17 protein-coding genes are annotated in these 18,891 nt (G+C 68.0%); 2 read left to right on the top strand and 15 right to left on the bottom strand.

From position 1 onward, the window contains the following. Nucleotide 1: 1 nt before the first annotated feature. The 7 genes from TF1_RS08515 to TF1_RS08545 form a co-directional block, all read right to left on the bottom strand. The gene (locus TF1_RS08515; RefSeq protein ID WP_011293126.1) at nucleotides 2-814 is read right to left on the bottom strand and encodes a cytochrome c biogenesis CcdA family protein; all 813 of its coding nucleotides are present in this window, start codon (nucleotides 812-814) and stop codon (nucleotides 2-4) included. After that, nucleotides 811-1,428, bottom strand: coding sequence for a TlpA family protein disulfide reductase (locus TF1_RS08520; protein ID WP_011293127.1), 618 nt, complete (start codon nucleotides 1,426-1,428; stop codon nucleotides 811-813). Before TF1_RS08520 ends, TF1_RS08515 begins: the two co-directional genes overlap by 4 nt. Nucleotides 1,429-1,584: 156 nt before the next feature. After that, on the bottom strand, nucleotides 1,585-1,788 hold the full coding sequence (locus TF1_RS08525; protein WP_016189267.1) for a helix-turn-helix domain-containing protein: 204 nt from the start codon (nucleotides 1,786-1,788) through the stop codon (nucleotides 1,585-1,587). 299 nt (nucleotides 1,789-2,087) lie between these two features. Next, nucleotides 2,088-2,885, bottom strand: coding sequence for a phosphatase (locus TF1_RS08530; RefSeq protein ID WP_011293129.1), 798 nt, complete (start codon nucleotides 2,883-2,885; stop codon nucleotides 2,088-2,090). 158 nt (nucleotides 2,886-3,043) lie between these two features. Further along, a complete protein-coding gene (locus TF1_RS08535) occupies nucleotides 3,044-4,222 on the bottom strand; it encodes an acetoin utilization protein AcuC (RefSeq protein ID WP_011293130.1) in 1,179 nt (392 codons plus the stop codon). A 92-nt stretch (nucleotides 4,223-4,314) separates the two neighbouring features. Continuing rightward, nucleotides 4,315-5,109: a pyrroline-5-carboxylate reductase gene (gene proC / locus TF1_RS08540; protein ID WP_011293131.1), complete on the bottom strand. Its 795-nt coding sequence runs from the start codon at nucleotides 5,107-5,109 to the stop codon at nucleotides 4,315-4,317. Nucleotides 5,110-5,362: 253 nt separating this feature from the next. Beyond that, nucleotides 5,363-6,280: a sugar phosphate isomerase/epimerase family protein gene (locus TF1_RS08545; RefSeq protein ID WP_011293132.1), complete on the bottom strand. Its 918-nt coding sequence runs from the start codon at nucleotides 6,278-6,280 to the stop codon at nucleotides 5,363-5,365. Nucleotides 6,281-7,071: 791 nt separating this feature from the next. Here TF1_RS08545 and radA point away from each other — a divergent pair. Together radA and TF1_RS08555 are read left to right on the top strand one after the other, a co-directional pair. Beyond that, nucleotides 7,072-8,436, top strand: a complete 1,365-nt coding sequence (radA, locus tag TF1_RS08550; RefSeq protein WP_011293134.1) for a DNA repair protein RadA — start codon at nucleotides 7,072-7,074, stop codon at nucleotides 8,434-8,436. A 332-nt stretch (nucleotides 8,437-8,768) separates the two neighbouring features. Beyond that, entirely contained in the window at nucleotides 8,769-10,619 is a 1,851-nt protein-coding gene (locus TF1_RS08555; protein WP_061783798.1) for a cellulase family glycosylhydrolase, read from the top strand. Between the two features lie 69 nt (nucleotides 10,620-10,688). On the opposite strand, the gene TF1_RS08560 is transcribed toward TF1_RS08555, so the two are convergent. The 8 genes from TF1_RS08560 to TF1_RS08590 form a co-directional block, all read right to left on the bottom strand. Beyond that, on the bottom strand, nucleotides 10,689-11,399 hold the full coding sequence (locus tag TF1_RS08560) for a type 1 glutamine amidotransferase (protein ID WP_011293136.1): 711 nt from the start codon (nucleotides 11,397-11,399) through the stop codon (nucleotides 10,689-10,691). 11 nt (nucleotides 11,400-11,410) lie between these two features. Continuing rightward, the gene (locus TF1_RS08565; protein WP_011293137.1) at nucleotides 11,411-12,667 is read right to left on the bottom strand and encodes a MurT ligase domain-containing protein; all 1,257 of its coding nucleotides are present in this window, start codon (nucleotides 12,665-12,667) and stop codon (nucleotides 11,411-11,413) included. A gap of 225 nt (nucleotides 12,668-12,892) precedes the next feature. Then, a complete protein-coding gene (locus TF1_RS08570; RefSeq protein ID WP_016189271.1) occupies nucleotides 12,893-14,827 on the bottom strand; it encodes a hypothetical protein in 1,935 nt (644 codons plus the stop codon). 177 nt (nucleotides 14,828-15,004) lie between these two features. Further along, on the bottom strand, nucleotides 15,005-16,039 hold the full coding sequence (locus TF1_RS08575; protein ID WP_011293139.1) for an RNA polymerase sigma factor: 1,035 nt from the start codon (nucleotides 16,037-16,039) through the stop codon (nucleotides 15,005-15,007). Nucleotides 16,040-16,480: 441 nt separating this feature from the next. Beyond that, on the bottom strand, nucleotides 16,481-16,783 hold the full coding sequence (locus TF1_RS08580) for a DUF1416 domain-containing protein (protein ID WP_011293141.1): 303 nt from the start codon (nucleotides 16,781-16,783) through the stop codon (nucleotides 16,481-16,483). Next, nucleotides 16,780-17,619, bottom strand: coding sequence for a sulfurtransferase (locus TF1_RS08585; protein WP_011293142.1), 840 nt, complete (start codon nucleotides 17,617-17,619; stop codon nucleotides 16,780-16,782). The genes TF1_RS08580 and TF1_RS08585 overlap by 4 nt, the downstream gene beginning before the upstream one ends. 237 nt (nucleotides 17,620-17,856) lie before the next feature. After that, nucleotides 17,857-17,946: a putative leader peptide gene (locus TF1_RS16640; RefSeq protein ID WP_353801228.1), complete on the bottom strand. Its 90-nt coding sequence runs from the start codon at nucleotides 17,944-17,946 to the stop codon at nucleotides 17,857-17,859. 111 nt (nucleotides 17,947-18,057) lie between these two features. Next, complete coding sequence (locus TF1_RS08590) at nucleotides 18,058-18,747, bottom strand: LmeA family phospholipid-binding protein (protein ID WP_011293143.1); 690 nt, start codon at nucleotides 18,745-18,747, stop codon at nucleotides 18,058-18,060. Nucleotides 18,748-18,891: the final 144 nt, after the last annotated feature.

An 18,891-nucleotide genomic window follows, 5' to 3' on the forward strand; every position in this document is an offset into this window, starting at 1 on the left:
GCTAGATCACCGTGGTGAAGTTCGCGGTCCAGCCCTGCATGACGGCGGTGATGTCGGTCCACAGGCCCGTGACGAGCAGCAGGCCCACCACGACCAGCATCGCGCCGCCCACGCTGGTGACGAGACGGTAGTGGCGTTTGACCCAGTCGAAAGCTCCCAGCGCTCTACGGTAGACCAGGGCCGCGGCCACGAACGGCAGGCCCAGGCCGAGGCAGTAGCTCAGCGACAGCAGCGCTCCCCGGCCCACGCTCCCTTCGATGAAGACGAGGGACTGTACCGCGGCCAGGGTGGGGCCGATGCACGGGGTCCAGCCCAGGCCGAACAGGATGCCCAGCAGCGGGGCCCCGGCCAGACCGGCCCCGGGAAGCCGGTGGACGCGGAACTCGCGGTTGAACCCGGGGATGAGGCCCATGAACGCCAGCCCTAGAACGATGGTCAGCGCCCCGAGCACGCGGGTGATGACCGCGGAGTAGTCGAGGAGCAGCCCGCCGATCCCGCCGACGAACACGCCGACGGCCACGAAAACCGCGGTGAAGCCGGCGATGAAAAGCAGGCTGCCGGCGAGCATGGTCCACCGGCGAGAGGCCATGAGGTCGTCCACTGTGGCGACTCTGCGCTGGCCGTCGGCTGTGGTGGTGTGCACTTCTCCTCGCCGGTGCGCCGCGATGTCGGCCCCGGTCAGCCCGGTCACGTACGAGAGGTATCCGGGAACGAGCGGCAGCACGCACGGGGAAAGGAAGGAGACCAGTCCGGCGGCTGCGGCCAGCGGAATGGCGAGGAAGAGGGATCCGGAGAGGACAGTCTCAGCAATCACTGGACATCAGCGTCCTCGGCGGCGACGGTGCTGACCAGTTCCGTCAGCTCCTTGTAGTTGGTAGCGCCGATCACCCGGGCTGCGATCCTCCCTTGCCGGTCGATGACCAGGGTGCTGGGGATCGCCTGCGGGGGGACCGTGTCGCGGAAGGCTTGCGGGATTTCGCCTGACTGGTCGTAGAGGCTCGGGTAGGAGACGTCCTGGTTGCGTTCGAACGCCTGCGCAGCGGTGCGGTTGTCCTTGATGTTGACGCCGAGGAAGCTCACCCCTTGGTCGGCGTGCTCGGCGTTGACTTCGTTGAGGACGGGCGTCTCCGCGCGGCAGGGGGCGCACCAACTGGCCCAGAAGTTCATGACGACGACGTCCCCGGAGTAGTCGGCGAGGCTCACCGGATCCCCGTCGAGGGTTTCTCCTTCGACTGCGGGCGCTTGTTCGCGGTCTTCGGAGGGGAACAGCGTGCTGGAGCCGTCCCCGGAGATGTAGCGGTCATCTTCGGTCGCCGCCCCGGTGTCGATTTCCTCGGCGCAACCGGCCAGGGCAGCCAGCACCGCCACGGCGGCAAGACCGCGGAGCGCGGCAGCGCGCACTCGGGGGCCTGGTCTGGTGAAGGGCATCGCGGAAGAACCTCGTCAGCGGGATGCGGCAGACAATGCATCAACAACGACGAAGTGTAGTAGACGCCCTGGTGACCGCTGCGCGGGCCCGTGGCTAGCCGCTCGGACACTATGTGGGGGCGGCGCAGACTGCGCCGCCCCCACATAGTTCGCGTCTCAGCCCGCGTGGACGAACGCCTCGCGGAGGTAGTTGTCCACGTCACGCTTGGGCACCCGGTAGGAACGCCCCACCCGGATAGCCGGCAGCGTTCCGGAGTGCACCATGCGGTAGACCGTCATTTTGGAGACGCGCATGATCGCGGCCACCTCGGCCACCGTCAAGAACCGTACTTCGCCCAGTGATCCCTTGCTCCCGCTCATGTCCCGACGCTCTCTTTCCCGGACGTGCACCCGCGTTGTCACCTGAACGCGACCGTCCTCCCGTTTTCGTCCGGTCGCGCTCACGTGTCACCCAGCAACTTTCGATCCGTCCGTTCTCAGAGTAAATCTCGGGTCACGTCATTAGAAGGGTGTTTTTCGCTCTCGGTCACTATCGCTGCCCCAGGCCGGAGGGCGAGGTTTGGCCTGTGGGTACACCATGAGACGCACCGCGAAAACTCATGGGATGATCTGCTCTTTTCCCGGTCTTTTTTGCGGTGGGAAAGCGTGGGGAACGATTTTCAGGCCAGCCCGGCGCGGTAAATAACGTAGTCCGAAAGCGGGCGGTACTCGTCGGGAACATAACCGTCGTCGAGCGGCACCGTGACATGAAGTTTTCCTTCATGTTCGCCCAGGAAGAGCGCAGGATCGTTGCTGTCGGCGAACCCGATCGTCGGCACTCCAGCCTCACCTGCCGCGCCAGCAAAACCGTGATCGGCGATGACCAACTGCGGCCATGGCCCACCCGTTTCAGACAGTTGGGCCAGTACCGCCCGCATCGCAAAAGGGTGGTGACTGTGCTGGGGTTCTGTGCCGTCCGTCACCATACCCACGTCGTCGCGCCAGACCAGGGTGCGGCGGGTCGGCGGGGGTCCACCAGGAGCGTCATACGAGTAGCCGGCCGCGGCCGTGACCACCGTGCACCCGTGGTCGACGAGCACATCTTTCCACGCCCGGTAGAGCTCGGCCAGATTGTTGGGGTGCCCGGTGGCCACCATGATGCGTTCGCGGTCGCGTGCGGCTTGCGCGAGCCGCTCCGCGACCACCTCGAGGGCGTCGACCGTGCGGTCCGGGTCGATGGTGTCGATTCCCTGCACGTAGTCTTCGTCCGCGACCACGCCGCAGCGCTGCGCCATGAGCGCCAGCACGTCCGAGAACGTCCACTTCCGCTGGAAGGTCAGGCCGAACTGGTGGTAGGGGTCTCCTTCGACAAGCCGCCGGTAGTGCTTGAGGTTGTTCTGCCGCGGAGTGGCGACCTGACCGGCGATACCGGTCGTCACCAAATAGTCGATGAGTTCCGCACGGGAGGGCGGCTTCAAGACAGACCCCCTTTATTTCTTTTTCCGGTCAAGCCAGCACTGATCGGCCTTTGTCGGACCATTGTCGATGATTCCGCCGCCCGTTGCACCGTTTTCCGGTGCGGCTGGAACGCCTCCCCTGCGCTGGCCGGCCCGCCTCGGGGTGCAGGCGGGCCGCCTCACATCATCGGGTCGATGCCGTGGCACGGGAACACCGCGGCCCGGGTCGCCCGGATCGCGCGGTCCACCGCGTCCGCCGGGTCGAAGCCCGCTTCGAACGGGACGTAGTCGGCTTTCCGCCCGTCCGTCATGTGCAGGGGCGGGACCTCGCCGGTGCGTTCCTTGACGAACTCGTGCCACTCATCAGGGGTGCGGGTCTCCGGGTCGATCGGGGTGCCCGCGGCTTCGGCCAGCAGGTGGGTCCACGCACGCGGCACCACCTGCACCAGCTCGTATCCGCCGCCGCCGAGCAGCACCCAGCGCCCTGCGGCGGTCTCCTTGGCCAGCTCGTGGAGGGCCTCGTAGGTCCGGCGCTGCCCGTCGATACTGAGCGTCAGGTTGGCCAGTGGGTCGAGGGTGTGGGTGTCGCAGCCCTGCTGGGTGACGAGCACCTCCGGCTGGAACTCGCGCAGCAGCGGCGGGACGATGGCGTGGAACGCGCGGAGCCACATGGCGTCGTTCGTCCCCGCGGGCAGGGCCACGTTGACCGCATAGCCTTCCGCGTCCGGGCCGCCGATCTCCTCGGGGTACCCGGTGCCGGGGAAGAGGGTCAGGGGGGACTCGTGCAGGCTGATGGTGAGCACCCGGGGGTCGTTGTAGAACATCTCCTGCACCCCGTCACCGTGGTGGACGTCCACGTCCACGTAGGCGACCCGTTTGGCGCCCTGCTCCAGCAGCCAGGCGATGGCGACCGCGGCGTCGTTATAGACGCAGAATCCCCAGGCCTTGTTGGGCATGGCGTGGTGCAGGCCGCCCGCGATGTTCGCGCCGTGCTCCGCCTCCCCCTGCCACACGGCGCGCGCCGCCGCCACGGACGCGCCTGCAACCAGGGCGGACGCTTCGTGCATGTCGGGGAAGACCGGGTTGTCGCTGGTGCCCAGCGCGTACTTCATGTTGGGTTCCAGGGTTTTCCCTGCCTGCTTGACGGCAGCGATGTAGTCGCGGCTGTGGACAAGCTCCAGCAGGGCGTCGTCAGCAGGCTCGACCGGTGCGAAGGAGACACCGGGCGCATCGAACACGCCGAGGCGGCGGCAGAGCTCCATGGTCAGCTCGACCCGGACGGGCGCAAGTGGATGCTGCGGGCCGAAGTTGTAGCTGGTCAGCCCGTCATTCCATGCGATGCGCAGTGAACAAGCCATGCGCCCTCCCCCTCGGTGACAGTGTTCTTCACCACAGTAGTTGACCGGGCCTGCGTGGCAGCGCAGGGGACCCCGCAATCCGCCTGCTGGCCTCAGCCTTCAGCGAGTTCCGCGCTCCGCCGGCACGCGGCTTCCACCGCGTCAGCGAACGCGCTGCGCAGGCCGTGGCGTTCGAGTTCCCGCAGGGCAGCGGCGGTCGTTCCCCCGGGCGAGGTCACTGCTTCCCGCAACAGGGTCGGATGGTCCCCGGAGTCGCGCAGCATTGCCGCGGAGCCCACCGCGGTCTGGGTGACGAGCCGCTCGGCGGTCGGCCGCGGCAGCCCCAGGAGCACTCCGGCTTCGATCATCGCTTCCGCGACGAGGTAGAAGTAGGCAGGGCCGCTTCCGGAGAGGGCGGTGACCGCGTCCAGGTGCTTCTCCGGTACGCGCACGACCTCGCCCACCGATCGGAGCAGGGTCTCCGCGCGGTCGAGGTGCTCCTCAAGGGTGTGGGTTCCGGCTGCGATGGCGGTCATCCCCTGGCCGACCAGGGCAGGGGTGTTGGGCATGGCTCGGACCACGGCGGTCTCCGCGGGAAGGTGCTTTTCCAGCACGGCTGTGGTGATTCCGGCGGCTACGGAGATCACCAGGCGCCCGGGGGGCAGTGCCGGGGCAATCTCGTTCAACGCCGCGACCATGTCCTGCGGTTTGACTGCGAGCAGCAGCGTGTCTGCGCGGGCGGCGGCTTCGGCCGGGGAGGCGGCGGCGACCCCGTAGCGCTGGCAGAGTTCTGCGGCGCGGTCTTCGCGCGCTTCGCTGATGAGCACCTCCGCGGCGTCCCGCCCGGTGTGGAGGATTCCGGCGAGCAGGGCTTCACCCATCCGCCCTGCCCCAATGATCGCGATCATGGAGTCACACCCTTCTCACGTTGCCCAGTAGTGGGCGGTGGACCGGTCAGGGCGGGGGTTGTCGGCATCCGTCCCGTGCCGTGGCTGTCCCGGCCCCACCGCTCACCGCGGTGGCGGCCCGGTGTCGGCGCGCCCCGCCGGTCGTCCAGTGCGAGGATATTGCGGGCGGAGCGGCGGCACGGTTACAAATCCGCGGCAGCCCCGTGCCGAAGGCCGCATGCGGGAGAGGGGCGCGATCTGGTACCGGTGCCGGTCAATCGGTGCTGACGGTGCCGTCGCTGTGGACCGAGAACACACGCAGGGCGGGAGCAGGCACCGAGCGCACCACGATCTGTTCGCGTTCCGGCTGTTCGCTGCGGGGCTCTGGCGGCACGCTCCGCGCGAAGTGGAGGCGGGTGAACGCGAGGGCTTCGGCGAGTTCGGTGAGCCGGGTCTCCCGGTCGGACTTGCGGGTGTTGACTTCCAGGACGATCTGGCCGCGGTAGTCGTTGTTGGCGAGGTGTTCCAGGAGTTCCGCGCACGGCTGGTTGCCGCGGCCGGGGATCAGGTGCTCGTCGAAGTTCTGTCCGCCGACGCCGTCAGCGAGGTGCACGTGGGAGAGGCGGTCGCCGAGCTGCCGCGCCATGTCCATGGCGTCCGACTGCGACATGGCGGTGTGGGAGAGGTCCAGGGTGACGTTAGGGTAGTCGCGGTCCAAGGGGTTCCAGCTCGGCGCGTAGGGGACGACTTCTTTGCCCCGCATGCGCACCTGGTACATGTTTTCGACCGCGAAGATCACGTCGGTCTCGTCCCGCATCTTCAGGATGCCGGACTCGAATTCCCGGGCGTATTCGCGCTGCCATTTGAACGCCGGATGCACCACAACGGTCGTTGCGCCCAGCGCTTCCGCCATCTCTTTCGATTTGATGAGTTTGATCCAGGGGTCCCGCCCCCACACCCGCTGGGTGAAGATCAGGCACGGGGCGTGAATCGCGGTGATGGGAATCTGGTGGTACTCCGACAGCCGACGGAGCATGTCGATGTCCTGGCTGACCGGGTCTGCGGTGACCATGACTTCGATGCCGTCATAGCCGAGTTCAGCGGCGATTTCGAAGGCCGCTGGAGTTTTCTCCGGGTACACCGACGCCGTCGAAAGGACGACGGGGGCGTCTGGAACCTGGATAGCGTTCACTTGAACCACCATACGTGCTGTCGTCGTGAAATTCCCTGCCGCACCAGTGGCCCGTGGGGCGGCGCGCTGCGCTGCCAGGCCGCTGCGGACATCCCCGCGTCGTCGTAAGGGTCATCCAGGGGAACAACGCGTGCCGCGAAGCGATTCCCTTCCTTCCCCAGTGAAGCGGAGCACCGTCCCGCCGTTCCTGGGAGACGGGTCGGCGGAGCAGGCGGACCATGGGTGTGGGGCGGGGGTTCGTGTGCTGGTTGTGGGATGCGGCACTGGGATGCTGCCGCAACGCTCCGCGGTGGGGGCGCGGGGGCTGGTCGGGGGAAAACCGCGCCGGTGACGTGCCGAAGCGGCGTGGGCGTGTGTGCGGACTCTGCCCTATGCCACGGTACACGCCCCAGCCTCGCACACCCGGAGCATACTTCTCGCCCCCTGCCGGCAGGTGGGGACGGACCGGCGAGGCGGAAAGCCGCGGCTGTCCGCGGCACTGCTGTCCCCGGGCCGTGCCGGCGCGCCCTGTCCCGCCCGCGGTGGGGCAGGGCAGCCCAGGCACGCAAGCGTCCCGCGCTGCAGCCCGGGGCGGTCCCGGAGCGAGCTGCCGGGACCGCGGTGCGGAAACCTGGGGAGCGGGGGCCATGGACGTTGTCCTCCGATGCGGCGCCCGGTTGATTCGGGCGTACTTGTCTGACGGTGCACAGCGCCGTCTGGTTCGATTCCCGGCCGACTCTGCGGGGACCGGGTTCTCCCCAGGCCGGCCCGGTGTGTTCCAGCCGGTGCCAGACAGGCGATAGCGTGCGGGTATGGCACGGGCAGCGAAACGGACGTTCCGGTGTACCGAGTGCGGGTGGACCGCTCCGAAGTGGGTGGGCCGGTGTGGAGGCTGCCAGGCGTGGGGCACGGTGGAGGAGGCTGCCGGCTCTGCGGCGAGCGGGGTGGCTCCGATCCGGGCGGGGACGCCCGCGCGGCCTATCGCTGAGATCGATGTGGAAGCGGCCCAGGCCACACCCACAGGACTGGCGGAACTCGACCGGGTCCTCGGGGGCGGGATGGTTCCCGGCGGGGTGCTGCTGCTCGCCGGTGAGCCGGGAGTGGGCAAGTCCACCCTCCTGTTGGAGGTGGCGGCACGCTATGCCGCGCTGGGCCCGGTGCTGTATGTGACGGGCGAGGAGTCGGCGGGGCAGGTGCGGCTGCGCGCCGAACGGGTAGGCGCGCTGGCGCCCAAGCTCTACCTGGCTGCGGAGACAGAGCTTCCTGCGGTTGCCGGGCACGTGGACGAGGTGATGCCTCGCCTGCTCATCGTGGACTCGGTGCAGACCATGAGTGTCCCCGAGGCGCCGGGAACCCCGGGCGGGGTGACCCAGGTCCGCGAGGTGGCTGCGGGACTGATCCGGTTGGCGAAAGAACGCGACATCGCCACAGTCCTGGTGGGTCACGTCACCAAGGACGGTTCGATTGCGGGCCCGCGGGTGCTGGAGCACCTGGTGGACGTGGTGCTGCAGTTCGAGGGGGACCGGCATTCGCAGCTGCGTATCCTGCGCGCGGTCAAGAACCGCTACGGCCCCACCGATGAGATCGGCTGCTTCGAGCTCACCGACTCGGGGATCGTGGGGCTGCCAGATCCGAGCGGCCTGTTCCTCACCCGGCGTACCGAGCCGGTTCCCGGGACCTGTGTCACGGTCACCGTGGAAGGGCGGCGCCCGTTGATTGCCGAGGTGCAGGCGCTGGTGGCGCCCACGGCCCTGCCGCAGCCGCGCCGCGCCACCTCGGGGTTGGATGCCGCGCGGGTGGCGATGGTGCTGGCGGTGCTGGAGAAGCGGGTGAACCTGCGCATGGGTGCGGCCGACGTCTACACCTCCACGGTGGGCGGGGTGCGTCTCGTGGAGCCGTCGGTGGACTTGGCGCTGGCGCTCGCATTGGCCGGGTCGCACACCGATATGGCGCTGCCGCCCGGCATGGTCGCTATCGGCGAGGTGGGGCTGGCCGGTGACGTGCGCGTGGTCAGCAGCCTGCCGCGACGGCTCCAGGAGGCGCGGCGGTTGGGGTTCACGACCGCGATCGTGCCGGCCGGGGCCGACGATGCGGTCCACGAGGAAGGGCTCACCGTCGTGGAGGTCACCGACCTGGGGCAGGCGCTGCGCACCGCGTTCCCTGAGCTGCGGCGCTGAGCTGTCGGAAGGGGCGGTGGCAGGCCGTGCGCAGCGTGCGCGGTTCTCGCCCGGACACGTCGCAGGCGGGGATGTCTGTTCTCTTTCGGGTCGTCGCCGGGGGACATCCCAGGGGTTGTTACTTGCGGTAACGGTACATTGACTTCTCTCCACCCCCTGCTTTATGGTGATCCGCGCCACAAAAGTGGCGAACGGTGAATGAACTCTTCCTGAATCTTCTCCTGGCTCCACTGAAGTTTTCTCCTTCCATTCGGGAGCGCACCCTGCGCTTTTCGTCCCCCCACGCCTCTGCGGAGGCGTGTTCCCCGAAAGGACTACCGGCAGTGGGCAGAATGACCCCCCTGACGCGACGACTGCGTGCCGGAGCAGCCGCGATCGCGATCGGAGCGTCTGCTCTTATCCCCCTGACTTCCTCCCCCGCAGCCGCCTCAGGCACCGCTGACTGGCTGCACACGGACGGCAACCGGATCGTGGACTCCGCGGGCAACGAGGTGTGGCTCACCGGAGCCAACTGGTTCGGCTTCAACACCAGCGAACGGATGTTCCACGGGCTGTGGGCCGCCAACATCGAGGACATCACCAGTGCGATGGCCGAGCGCGGCATCAACATCGTGCGTGTCCCCATCAGCACCCAACTGCTGTTGGAGTGGAAGAACGGCCAGGCCGGACCGAGTGGAGTCAACGAGTACGTCAACCCCGAACTGGCGGGGATGAACACCCTCGAAGTGTTCGACTACTGGCTGCAACTGTGCGAAGAGTACGGCCTCAAAGTCATGCTTGACGTGCACAGCGCGGAGGCCGACAACTCCGGGCACTACTACCCGGTCTGGTACAAGGGCGATATCACCACCGAGGACTTCTACACGGCCTGGGAGTGGGTCACCGAGCGGTACAAGAACAACGACACCATCGTCGCCGCAGACATCAAGAACGAGCCCCACGGCAAAGCCAACGAGACCCCGCGCGCCAAGTGGGACGGCTCCACGGACATCGACAACTTCAAGCACGTCTGCGAGACCGCCGGTAAGCGCATCCTCGCGATCAACCCGAACATGCTCATCCTGTGCGAGGGGATCGAGATCTACCCCAAGGATGGGCAGGACTGGTCCTCGACCGATGGGCGGGACTACTACTCCACCTGGTGGGGCGGCAACCTGCGCGGCGTCGCCGACCACCCCGTCGACCTGGGCGCCCACCAGGACCAGTTGGTCTACTCGCCGCACGACTACGGTCCCAGCGTGTTCGAGCAGCCCTGGTTCGAAGGCGAGTGGAACCGGCAGACCCTGACCGAGGACGTGTGGCGTCCCAACTGGCTCTACATCCACGAAGACGACATCGCTCCGCTGCTCATCGGCGAGTGGGGCGGCTTCCTGGATGGGGGCGACAACGAGAAGTGGATGACGGCGCTGCGCTCGCTCATCATCGACGAGAAGCTGCACCACACCTTCTGGGCGCTGAACCCGAACTCGGGTGACACCGGCGGCCTGCTCAACTACGACTGGACAACCTGGGACGAGGCCAAGTACGCGTTCCTCAAGCCTGCGCTGTGGCAGGACGCCAACGGCAAGTTCGTCGGCCTGGACCACGATGTGCCGCTGGGCGGGGTGGGCTCCACCACCGGTGTGTCGCTGAACCAGTACTACGGCGGGGGCGGACCGAGCCAGCCGCCCACGGAACCCACGGAGCCGCCGACGGAGCCCACGGAGCCGCCGACGGAGCCGACGGAGCCGCCCGCCAACCCCACGGGTGCGCTCGAGGTCTACTACCGCAACAACAGTCTTGCGGCCGACGACAGCCAGATCGCGCCGGGGCTGCGTCTGGTCAACACCGGAAGCAGCACGGTCGACCTGGCTGACGTGGAAATCCACTACTACTTCACCAACGAGCCCGGCGGTACCCTCCAGTTCACCTGCGACTGGGCTCAAGTGGGCTGCGCCAACGTCAACGCGTCCTTCACGTCGCTGTCGGCTCCGGGCGCCGACACCTCCCTGGTGCTCACCCTCAGCGGCAGCCTCGCTCCCGGGGCGAGCACCGAGCTCCAAGGCCGGATCCACACCGCGAACTGGGCGAACTTCGACGAAAGCGACGACTACAGCCGCGGCACCAACACTGACTGGGAGCTCAGCGAGGTGATCACCGCATACCTCGGCGGCACCCTGGTCTGGGGTATGCCTCCCGCCTAAACCCCTGGTGTACCGAGAGGAAACACGAAGGACCGTGCCGCTGCGGCACGGTCCTTTCTCGTTGCCCGCCTAGAGCGCGGCGGCCAGCCGCTCCTCGTGGAGCCGCTCGCCCCAGGACGGCGGGAGCGGCGGAATCTCGCCGACCCGCCAGCGCAGCAGCAGGTCGGCAAGGGCCGGGTTGCGGGGCAGCGCCGGTCCGTGCAGGTAGGTGCCGATCACGGTGCCCTGGTAGGCGCCTTCGGTGGTGCCGTCGTTGCCGACCCCACGCACCGTGGTCGACAGGGGCCGGGCCGCGGGCCCGATCGCGGTGCGGCCCTGGTGGTTTTCGAAGCCGGTGATCCGCCCCACGCCGAGCGCCGGGTCGACGTCGGCGACGATCTCCCCCACCGCCCGCGTGTCTCCGCGGCCGCTGCGCACGTCGAGGATGCCCACGCCGGGCAGCGGGTTGTTCTGGTCGTCACCGTAGGTTTCGCCGATGATCTGGTATCCGGCGCAGACCGCGAAGACGACGGCTCCCCGCTCCGCGGCCCGCTTCAAGCCGCCGTCGGCGCGCAGCCGCTGCGCGGCGAGGATCTGCGGCCGGTCTTCCCCGCCGCCGAGCAGGTAGACGTCCCCTTCTTCCGGGACCGGGTCGCTGGAGTGGACCCGCACGACCTCGGTGGGGATGCCGCGCAGTTCGGCGCGCCTCCGGAGAATCAGCACGTTGCCCCGGTCGCCGTACGTGCTGAGGAGGTCGGGGTAAATCCACACGATCCGCAGGGTGCTGCTGGTGTCGCTCATGGGCTCCCCTTCTACTGGACTCGTCCGTAGGCCGTGCGGATCTGCTGGAACGCGGTGTAGTTGGCGATCACATCGACCTTGGTGATGTCGGGCTGCTCGGTTTTGAGGCGGGTGAGCGCCTGGTCGACGCTGTCCGCGATCTCGAAGGGCACTTCGTCGGTCTCCAACCGCAGGGCGAGGTCGGTGCGGCGCTCCCCCATCACGAAGACACGGCGCCCGCGGAGCACGGTGTAGTCCACGTCCCACAGCCACGAGGTGTCGCGGCCGTCGGCGACCTGGGCGTTGACGGAGAGGATGACCGGCACCCGGGGCGGGTCCAGGATCGCGAACGACTCCAGCCATCCAGCGGGGTTCTTCGCCAGCAGGAGCCGGACTTCGACCCCTTTGGTGACGATGGAGGTGTAGCGCCCGGCCACCGACTCGATCTCCCGCATCCGAGGGAGTGCCTGTTCGGGGCGGAGCCCGTAGGCGGCGGCAGTGGCCAGCGCGATCACCGCGTTGGAACGGTTGGCGTCACCCGGCAGCCGCAGTTGGAGCCGGTGCGTCTTCCCTTCCGGGTCGGTGACGGTGTCGGTGGCGTTGTCCAGCGACCAGGTGGTGTACGGCCGGCTGAGGCCGCATTCGGGGCACTCCCAGTGCGGGTCGGGGTCGCGTTTGAGGTGCCCCCCGCATTCGGGGCAGCACCACGAGTCTTCTTTCCACCGCTGCCCGGCCGCCACCCAGGTGGCGTGGGGCGCGGCAAGCCCTGCCCAGGCGACCAGCGGGTCGTCGGCGTTGGCGACGACGTGCGCCTGGCTGGCTGCTAGTGCTTCCCGCCATTTCTTGGCCAGCAGGTTGATTTCGGAGGCGCGGTCCATCTGGTCGCGGCTCAGGTTCATCAGCACGACCACGACCGCGTTGGTTTCCCGGAGCACCTGCGGCAAGTATTTTTCGTCGGTTTCGAGAACGCCGATCAGGGCTTTGGGGTTGTTGGCCAGCGCGGTGATGTGACCGGTCGGCATGTTCGCGCCGTGCTCGTTGGTGGCGATCTCACCGATCTCGCGCAGCGCTGCAGCGATCAGTCTGGTCGTGGTGGTTTTTCCGTTGGTGGCACTGATCAGGGCGATCCGACGTCCACGGGCGAGTTCGGCAAGCAGGTTCGGTTCGACCTTGAGCGCGATTCGCCCCCCGATGACCGAGCCGTCGCCGCGTCCGGTAGCCCGGGACAACGAGGCCGCACCCCTACCCAGCGCGGCAGCAAGCTGGGCACGCAAGGGAAGTTCGCTCATTGATCCCCACAACGTTCGATAGAAGAAATGCACAACGCCTTCGCTACAGGCGGCAGCTCAAGCCTATTGCCCTGGCGGGGAGACAAACCGTCATCACACCTCGGGTCGCTCTTAATTTCATATGTCCGAAACACTGCGGGAACACACTCTTGCACGGTTCTGAGGCGGGAAATATCCGGTTGTGCCGCGCTGTCGGGTTTCCTGGCCGCGGCGTAGTGCGCGCCCTCACCCTGCGGACCGCCGCCAGTCGAGCCGCTCCGGGGGCGGGCCGATGTGGGCCACGACCTCGTCTGCGCCCACGTCGGCGAGGGCCTGTTCGGTGAGGGCGGTGGCGTCCGCCACGGTTTGCAGGGTGGCGGTGGGCAGGGTGAGGATGCCCGGGTTGGCGTCGACGATGATCGGCGCGTCTCCCCGCTCGGGGATGATCATGGCGGTGGGCGGCAGGTGCTGCAGCCCGTAGACGTCGAACTTCTGGGTGGTCATCCGGTCGGTGTCCGACTCGGCGGACAGGGTGTCGTGTTCGGCGGCTTGCCCGGTGGCGTTCCCCCAGGCGGTGGCGGAGCGGATGTGCCGGGCCAGGGTCAGCGGAGCAATGGACTTCGCGGCGTAGCGGACCGGTGCGGCCGCGGTGACCTGGTAGGAGGCATCGGTGGTGTACCCGTCGGCAGTGGCGCCGTCCAGAGCAGTGCCGACGATCTCGGTGAGGCGGTGGATCCGCCCCGCGTGGTCTGCGCCGAGGAAGGCTGCGGCGGCCGCGGCTGCTGCAGCGTCCGGTTGGCGCATGACCACGGGGAGGGTTCCGTCGGCGCGCAGTTGGGCCAGGGCGTTCTCGCTGGCTCGCCGGTAGAGCAGCACCACTCCGGTGGCGAGTCGCGCTGCCGCGTCGCTCAGGCGCCGCACCGCCCACTCGGGGAGTGCATCAGCGCCGCACAGGATGATCATGCGCGCCCACGGCCGTCCCGGTTTGCCGCGGGCCGCCCGCAGGTCCAGTAGGGTGCTCAGCGCTTCGACGGTGTAGGTTCCGTAGGCGCGTTCCGCGAACTCTCCGACGCTGCGGTCGGTGGCGATGATCTTCACCTGGGCATAGGGCTCGCGTTCCGCCTTGATCCCCAGTCCTTCGAAGGGGAGCAGGGCGCGGTGCAGCGCGGCAGCGCGGACTGCCACGTCAGGCTCGTCGGCGAACGCGGCGCGGAGTTTTTCGCGTTCTTCCCGGGTGAGCAGGAGGTGGGCCGGATCGTCGGCGGTGTCGCCGTCGTCGGGGAGGGCGAGCAGTCCCAGGGCGGCAACGACGTGGACGATTTCTGCGTCCTTGCCCAGGACAGCGAAGATCCGTTCCAGGATGCTGCGGCGGGCAGCGATTTCGTCCCCGGGCTCCACGGCCTGGGCGGTGGCGGCGAGGATGGCGGCACGGCGCCGGGCGCTGAGGTGAGCGCCGATCTTGACCCGGGGCAGGTCGGCGGGCAGCACCCAGATCCGGGGGATGAGGCCGCAGCGCTGGGTGAGGGACACGAACTGTTCGGCGACCGCGCGCCCCGACAGGTCCACGACGGTGAGGTCGCCGCCTTCTTTGATCAGTGCGGCTCCGAGCGTGGTGAGCAGCGCGGACCATCCCGCCTCGGCTCCTCCCACGGCGGCTACCCGCTGGGTGCCTTCGGGGATTTCCACGGCATACCAGCGGGGCTGGGCCTCATAGACGCGTTTGCGGTGCTGCCATTCGGTGTATCGGGCGGCGTGTTCTTCCTGGCGCTCCCAGAGCTCTCGTTCTCGGCGTTCCTGTTCCGCGCGTCTTTTCGCTCGCTCCCGGGATAACAGTTCCCCCATGTCGCTGCGGCTCTGAATGAGCATGAGCAGGACGGGAAAGGCCACGGCCAGGCAGGCGAGACAGCCGACGAGGGAGAGCAGGAGCGGCATGACCCCGACGATGGTCAGCAGGAGCAGCACGGTGCCGATGAGGACGAGCAGGCACAGTCCGAACAGGAGCGGCCGGTTGGTCTCGGCTTCCGCGCGGAGCCTGGCCTTCTCCCAATCAAGGTCGTAGTCGACCCGCTCCGGGGGCGTGGGGCGGCGCGGCGGCGGCCCTGGCGGGGGGACCAGGGTCTGGTAGCGCCAACCGAGAAAAGGCCTGCCCGGCCGTTTCCGCTCCGCTCGGTCGTCGGGCACCGCTCACAACCTCCCACCCGGCTACGAGGGGACAAACTAGCGAGTCCTCAGGCGATAGACACGATCGTGGCCAATTCGTAGCCATGGTGTCACAGGTTTGTGGAAAGCACCCCCACGCTCCCCGCTTCTGCGCTGCGGCCTTGGGCGGCCGACTGCTGCGGGGCAGCGCCGGGCGGGTCAACTGTGCGGGGAGGAGGCAGGGCTGGGCGGCTCGGCGGGTTCGAGTGAGACGACGGGGATTGCTTCCACGCCGGTGCTTCCGGTCACCACAGCGGTGAGGAGGGGGAGCGCGGCCCAGCCGATGAGCACGAGGAACAGGAGGGCGGCGGCCAGGGTCAGGACGGCGGGCAGCCGAGTGCACGGCAGGGCGGTCTCCTCGGCAGGGCCGCCGGTGGCGGGGAAGCCGTCGTTCCGGTACGGGCCGGCTTGGGCGGCGAACTCGGCGTGGTGGGCGGCGAGGCCGGGGTCGAAAGCGTTGGTCAACAGCTGGTCGTGGAGGAACGCGGGCGGCGCGGTGAGGGGGAAGGCGTCCCGCAGTGCGTCGGGGGCGGGGAGGGCCGCTCGGGTGCGGTCGCAGTCCGGGCACGTCCTCAGGTGGCGGGTGATGCGTTTGCGCCACGCCGGAGTGAGGTGCCCGCCGTCCCACGGCTGGAGGAGGGTGCGCAGCGCCGGGCAGTGCGCTTCTGTGCGCCGGACGGCGAGGAGGACGCCGACCGCGTCGGTAAAACTCGCGTGCGCTGCAGCGGCTCTCGCGTCGGCGCGCCTGCGGCTGGTCCCGAGAATTGCGGCCAGTTCTGGTCCTGCGAGCTGGTGTCGCACGGTCAGGTGGAGGATTTCGCGTTCGTGCGGGGGAAGACCGCAGAGGGCTTCGTGGAGGAGGAGTCGGGGATCGTCGGGGGACAGGGTGGCGTGGGAGGGGTGCCCGTCCAGCAGGTCGGGAGGTGGATGGCCGTCGCGGAGACGCAATGCCCGGTGGCATTGGGCACGGGTGAGCGCATAGAGCCAGGGGCGGAGTGCGTGGGTGTCCCGCAAGCGGGCGATCTGTTCGCGTGCGATGAGGAAGACGTCGTGCACCGTGTCAGCGGCGGCTTCAGCGTCGTCAAGCGTGACCAGACTGTAGTCGTAGAGGCGGTCGGCGTAGGCCCGGTACGCCGCGCTCAGCCCGTCCCGCTCGTCCTTCGCGATCGCGTGCACGATGTCTGCGTCACGCATGGCCAAGAGCCTAGCTTCACTCCTGTTGTCGGCATAGTCCCCTCATTGCTCCCCTTTGGGTAAGGATGCGCCCTTGGCGGTGCGGCCAAATACGGGGACGGCTCTGGGGCTACCCGGGGGCGAGCGGCGAGGACAACGCTGGTCAGAACGTGGTCTGCGCGCTGCGCGGGTGCGCGCTGGGGTCCCTTCGGCTGGGGCATACAGCCCCGGTGGCAGTGCGGTCGTGCCGCTCGGGGCGGGGCAGCAGGAGCACCGCACGCCCCGTCCGGTTCATGAGGACAGAACGCGGCACTTTCGCGGGCGGCAACGGCGGGACCGCGCACAGCCCCGGCTCTGCGGATACTGGCTTTCCGCGGTACTGCCGCAGAAGAACGTCACCGGTGGCGGCAGGGGACCCGCCTGCCGCCACCGGTGGAGGAAAGGTCAACGAGAACGGGCTGGCTAGGCCTGAACGCTGAGTTCGACGGCCTTGCCGACCTCGGCAGTCACCGTGTATTCAGCGGTGAAACCGCCGGAGGCCAGCACCCGCACCTTCCATTCGCCGTCCGCGGCGAAGAAGCGGAAGGTGCCCTCCTCGTTGGTCACAACCTCGCCGACGAAGTCGCCGGAGGAGTTGAGCAGACGTACGTAGGCGCTGGCAAGCGGCTGGCCGTCCCGGGTCACCCGGCCCTGGATGACTGCCTGGTTCCCCACGTTGACGTCTGCGAGTGCCACCCCTCCAGCAGGGGCTCCGCAAGTGCTCACTTGGCTTCTCCCAGTTCCACCGGAACACCGACCAGAGATCCGTACTCGGTCCAGGATCCGTCGTAGTTCTTCACGTTCGGCAGGCCGAGGAGCTCGTGGAGCGCGAACCACGCGATAGAGGAGCGCTCACCGATCCGGCAGTAGGCGATGATCTCCTTGTCCAGGTCGACCCCGGCCTCTTCGTACAGCTTCCGGAGCTCCTCGTCGGACTTGAAGGTACCGTCCTCGTTCACGACCTTGGCCCACGGGACGTTGCGGGCGGTGGGGATGTGGCCGGGAACCTGGGAGACCTCTTGGGGCAGGTGCGCGGGGGCCAGAAGCTTGCCAACGAACTCGTCGGGGGAACGGACGTCGACGAGGGCCTTCTTGCCGATCGCGTCGACGACCTCGTCGCGGAAGGCGCGAATGGAGGTGTCCTGCTCCTTGGCGACGTAGTTGGTCTTCGGGCGCTCCGGCACCTCGGTGACCAGCTCGCGGGAGTCCAGCTCCCACTTCTTGCGGCCGCCGTCGAGCAGGCGCACCTTCTCGTGGCCGTAGAGCTTGAAGTACCAGTAGGCGTAGGCGGCGAACCAGTTGTTGTTGCCGCCGTAGAGCACCACGGTGTGGTCGTTGGCGATACCGCGCTCGGACATCAGTGCCTCGAACCCGGCCTTGTCGACGAAGTCGCGGCGGACCGGGTCCTGGAGGTCCTTCCTCCAGTCGAGCTTGATCGCGTTGCGGATGTGGCCCTTGTCGTAGGCCGAGGTGTCCTCGTCGACCTCGACGATCACGACGTTCGGGTCGTCCAGGTGAGCCTCCACCCAGTCGGCGTCCACAAGGACGTCGGCGCGGCTCATGGGGAACCTCCTTAGTGTGCGTTCTACCGCTCTGAGACGGTGTGCATACTTGCCGGCACGGAATGCTGGTGATCTGGGAAGTCTGCTGCGGCCAGCGGTTGTCTGCGGATCGGATCGGACGTAGTGCTCAGCGCAGCCGGCGCTTGCCCGCGTCAGGGCAGTCGGCTCGGTGCGCAACGGTGGGGGAAACGGAGAGGGGCGGCGGAAAACAGCCGCGCGGCCGTGAGCGATTGCGCTCTAACGGGCAAGGGGACAGAGCGCCGTGGCGACACGGCAGAAGTCGATAGCGCGTCGCTTCGTCAAAAGCGCATCTGTCAGAAGAGTCACGCAGACGATGGTACGTGCTTAAGCGGGGAATGTCACGGGTGGGTTGTTTCACAGGGGAAACGCAGCAGGGCCGCCCTGCGTGAGCGGCCCTGACACAGACGTTGCTGCGGGCTATTCCTGCGGTGTGCTGCCGACGATCGGCACGTTGCTCCCCACGGCGGTCGCCTGGATACCGTTGGGCAGCAGCTCGACCCCGGTCACTTCGAGGTCGAAGGGGAGCCGGGGCAGTTTCATGGTGAGCGTGAGCATGCTCTCCACGGTGCTCACCGGCACGAATTCCTCGCCCAATTCGATGTTGTCCGGGGTGACGGTGAGTTCGTCGCCGTTCACCTCGATGCGGAATTCGCTGGAGAGCGAGACGCTGAACCCTTGGTAGGCGAGGTCGCCGGACATGCGCGGCGTTCCGTTAGCGGTCTCGATCACGATGCCTTGGGGCAGTCGCTTCTGCAGTTCGCTGTAGGGGAGCAGCACGGTGCCTTCGACTCCCCCGGCGACCACCCTGGGTTCCGTCAACAGGTCAGCGAAAGGCGCCTGGACGTCGGTCAGTGTCACATCGACCCGGTCGACCTGCACCTCCTCGACCGTCATCGCGCCGGTGACCACGTGGATCTCCTGATAGTTCCCGCCGATGGCCTGGGTGAGGAACGGGAAGCCGCCGATGGTGACCTCGGGTTTGGCCGCCATCTCGTACTGGTAGGAAATCCGCTTGGCGATTTCGCTCTCTGCCGCGTAGTGCGCCCCCCTGTCGGCGACTGCTAGCAGCACCAGCAGGAAAATCAGGAGGACGAGGAACTTTCTCATCGGGTTTCCAGAACACTCCGTCGATTCGGCGAGCCGCGCTGCGCTTATAACGCACCGGACGCGGGTATCGGTAGGAGATTACTGCACTCGTCCTGTTGGCCTGGTTTTGCACCGGAGTATCCCAGCGAACTTTGAGGAAACGCA

It is taken from the genome of Thermobifida fusca NBRC 14071 = JCM 3263, assembly GCF_001592045.1.
GTDB lineage: Bacteria > Actinomycetota > Actinomycetes > Streptosporangiales > Streptosporangiaceae > Thermobifida > Thermobifida fusca.

Bases quoted from the DNA above. Each gene is read 5' to 3' on its own strand.
- TF1_RS08520 (WP_011293127.1), bottom strand. From the start codon at position 1,428: ATGCCCTTCACCAGACCAGGCCCCCGAGTGCGCGCTGCCGCGCTCCGC.
- TF1_RS08525 (WP_016189267.1), bottom strand. From the start codon at position 1,788: ATGAGCGGGAGCAAGGGATCACTGGGCGAAGTACGGTTCTTGACGGTG.
- TF1_RS08535 (WP_011293130.1), bottom strand. From the start codon at position 4,222: ATGGCTTGTTCACTGCGCATCGCATGGAATGACGGGCTGACCAGCTAC.
- proC (WP_011293131.1), bottom strand. From the start codon at position 5,109: ATGATCGCGATCATTGGGGCAGGGCGGATGGGTGAAGCCCTGCTCGCC.
- radA (WP_011293134.1), top strand. From the start codon at position 7,072: ATGGCACGGGCAGCGAAACGGACGTTCCGGTGTACCGAGTGCGGGTGG.
- TF1_RS08555 (WP_061783798.1), top strand. From the start codon at position 8,769: ATGACCCCCCTGACGCGACGACTGCGTGCCGGAGCAGCCGCGATCGCG.
- TF1_RS08560 (WP_011293136.1), bottom strand. From the start codon at position 11,399: ATGAGCGACACCAGCAGCACCCTGCGGATCGTGTGGATTTACCCCGAC.
- TF1_RS08565 (WP_011293137.1), bottom strand. From the start codon at position 12,667: ATGAGCGAACTTCCCTTGCGTGCCCAGCTTGCTGCCGCGCTGGGTAGG.
- TF1_RS08575 (WP_011293139.1), bottom strand. From the start codon at position 16,039: ATGCGTGACGCAGACATCGTGCACGCGATCGCGAAGGACGAGCGGGAC.
- TF1_RS08585 (WP_011293142.1), bottom strand. From the start codon at position 17,619: ATGAGCCGCGCCGACGTCCTTGTGGACGCCGACTGGGTGGAGGCTCAC.
- TF1_RS08590 (WP_011293143.1), bottom strand. From the start codon at position 18,747: ATGAGAAAGTTCCTCGTCCTCCTGATTTTCCTGCTGGTGCTGCTAGCA.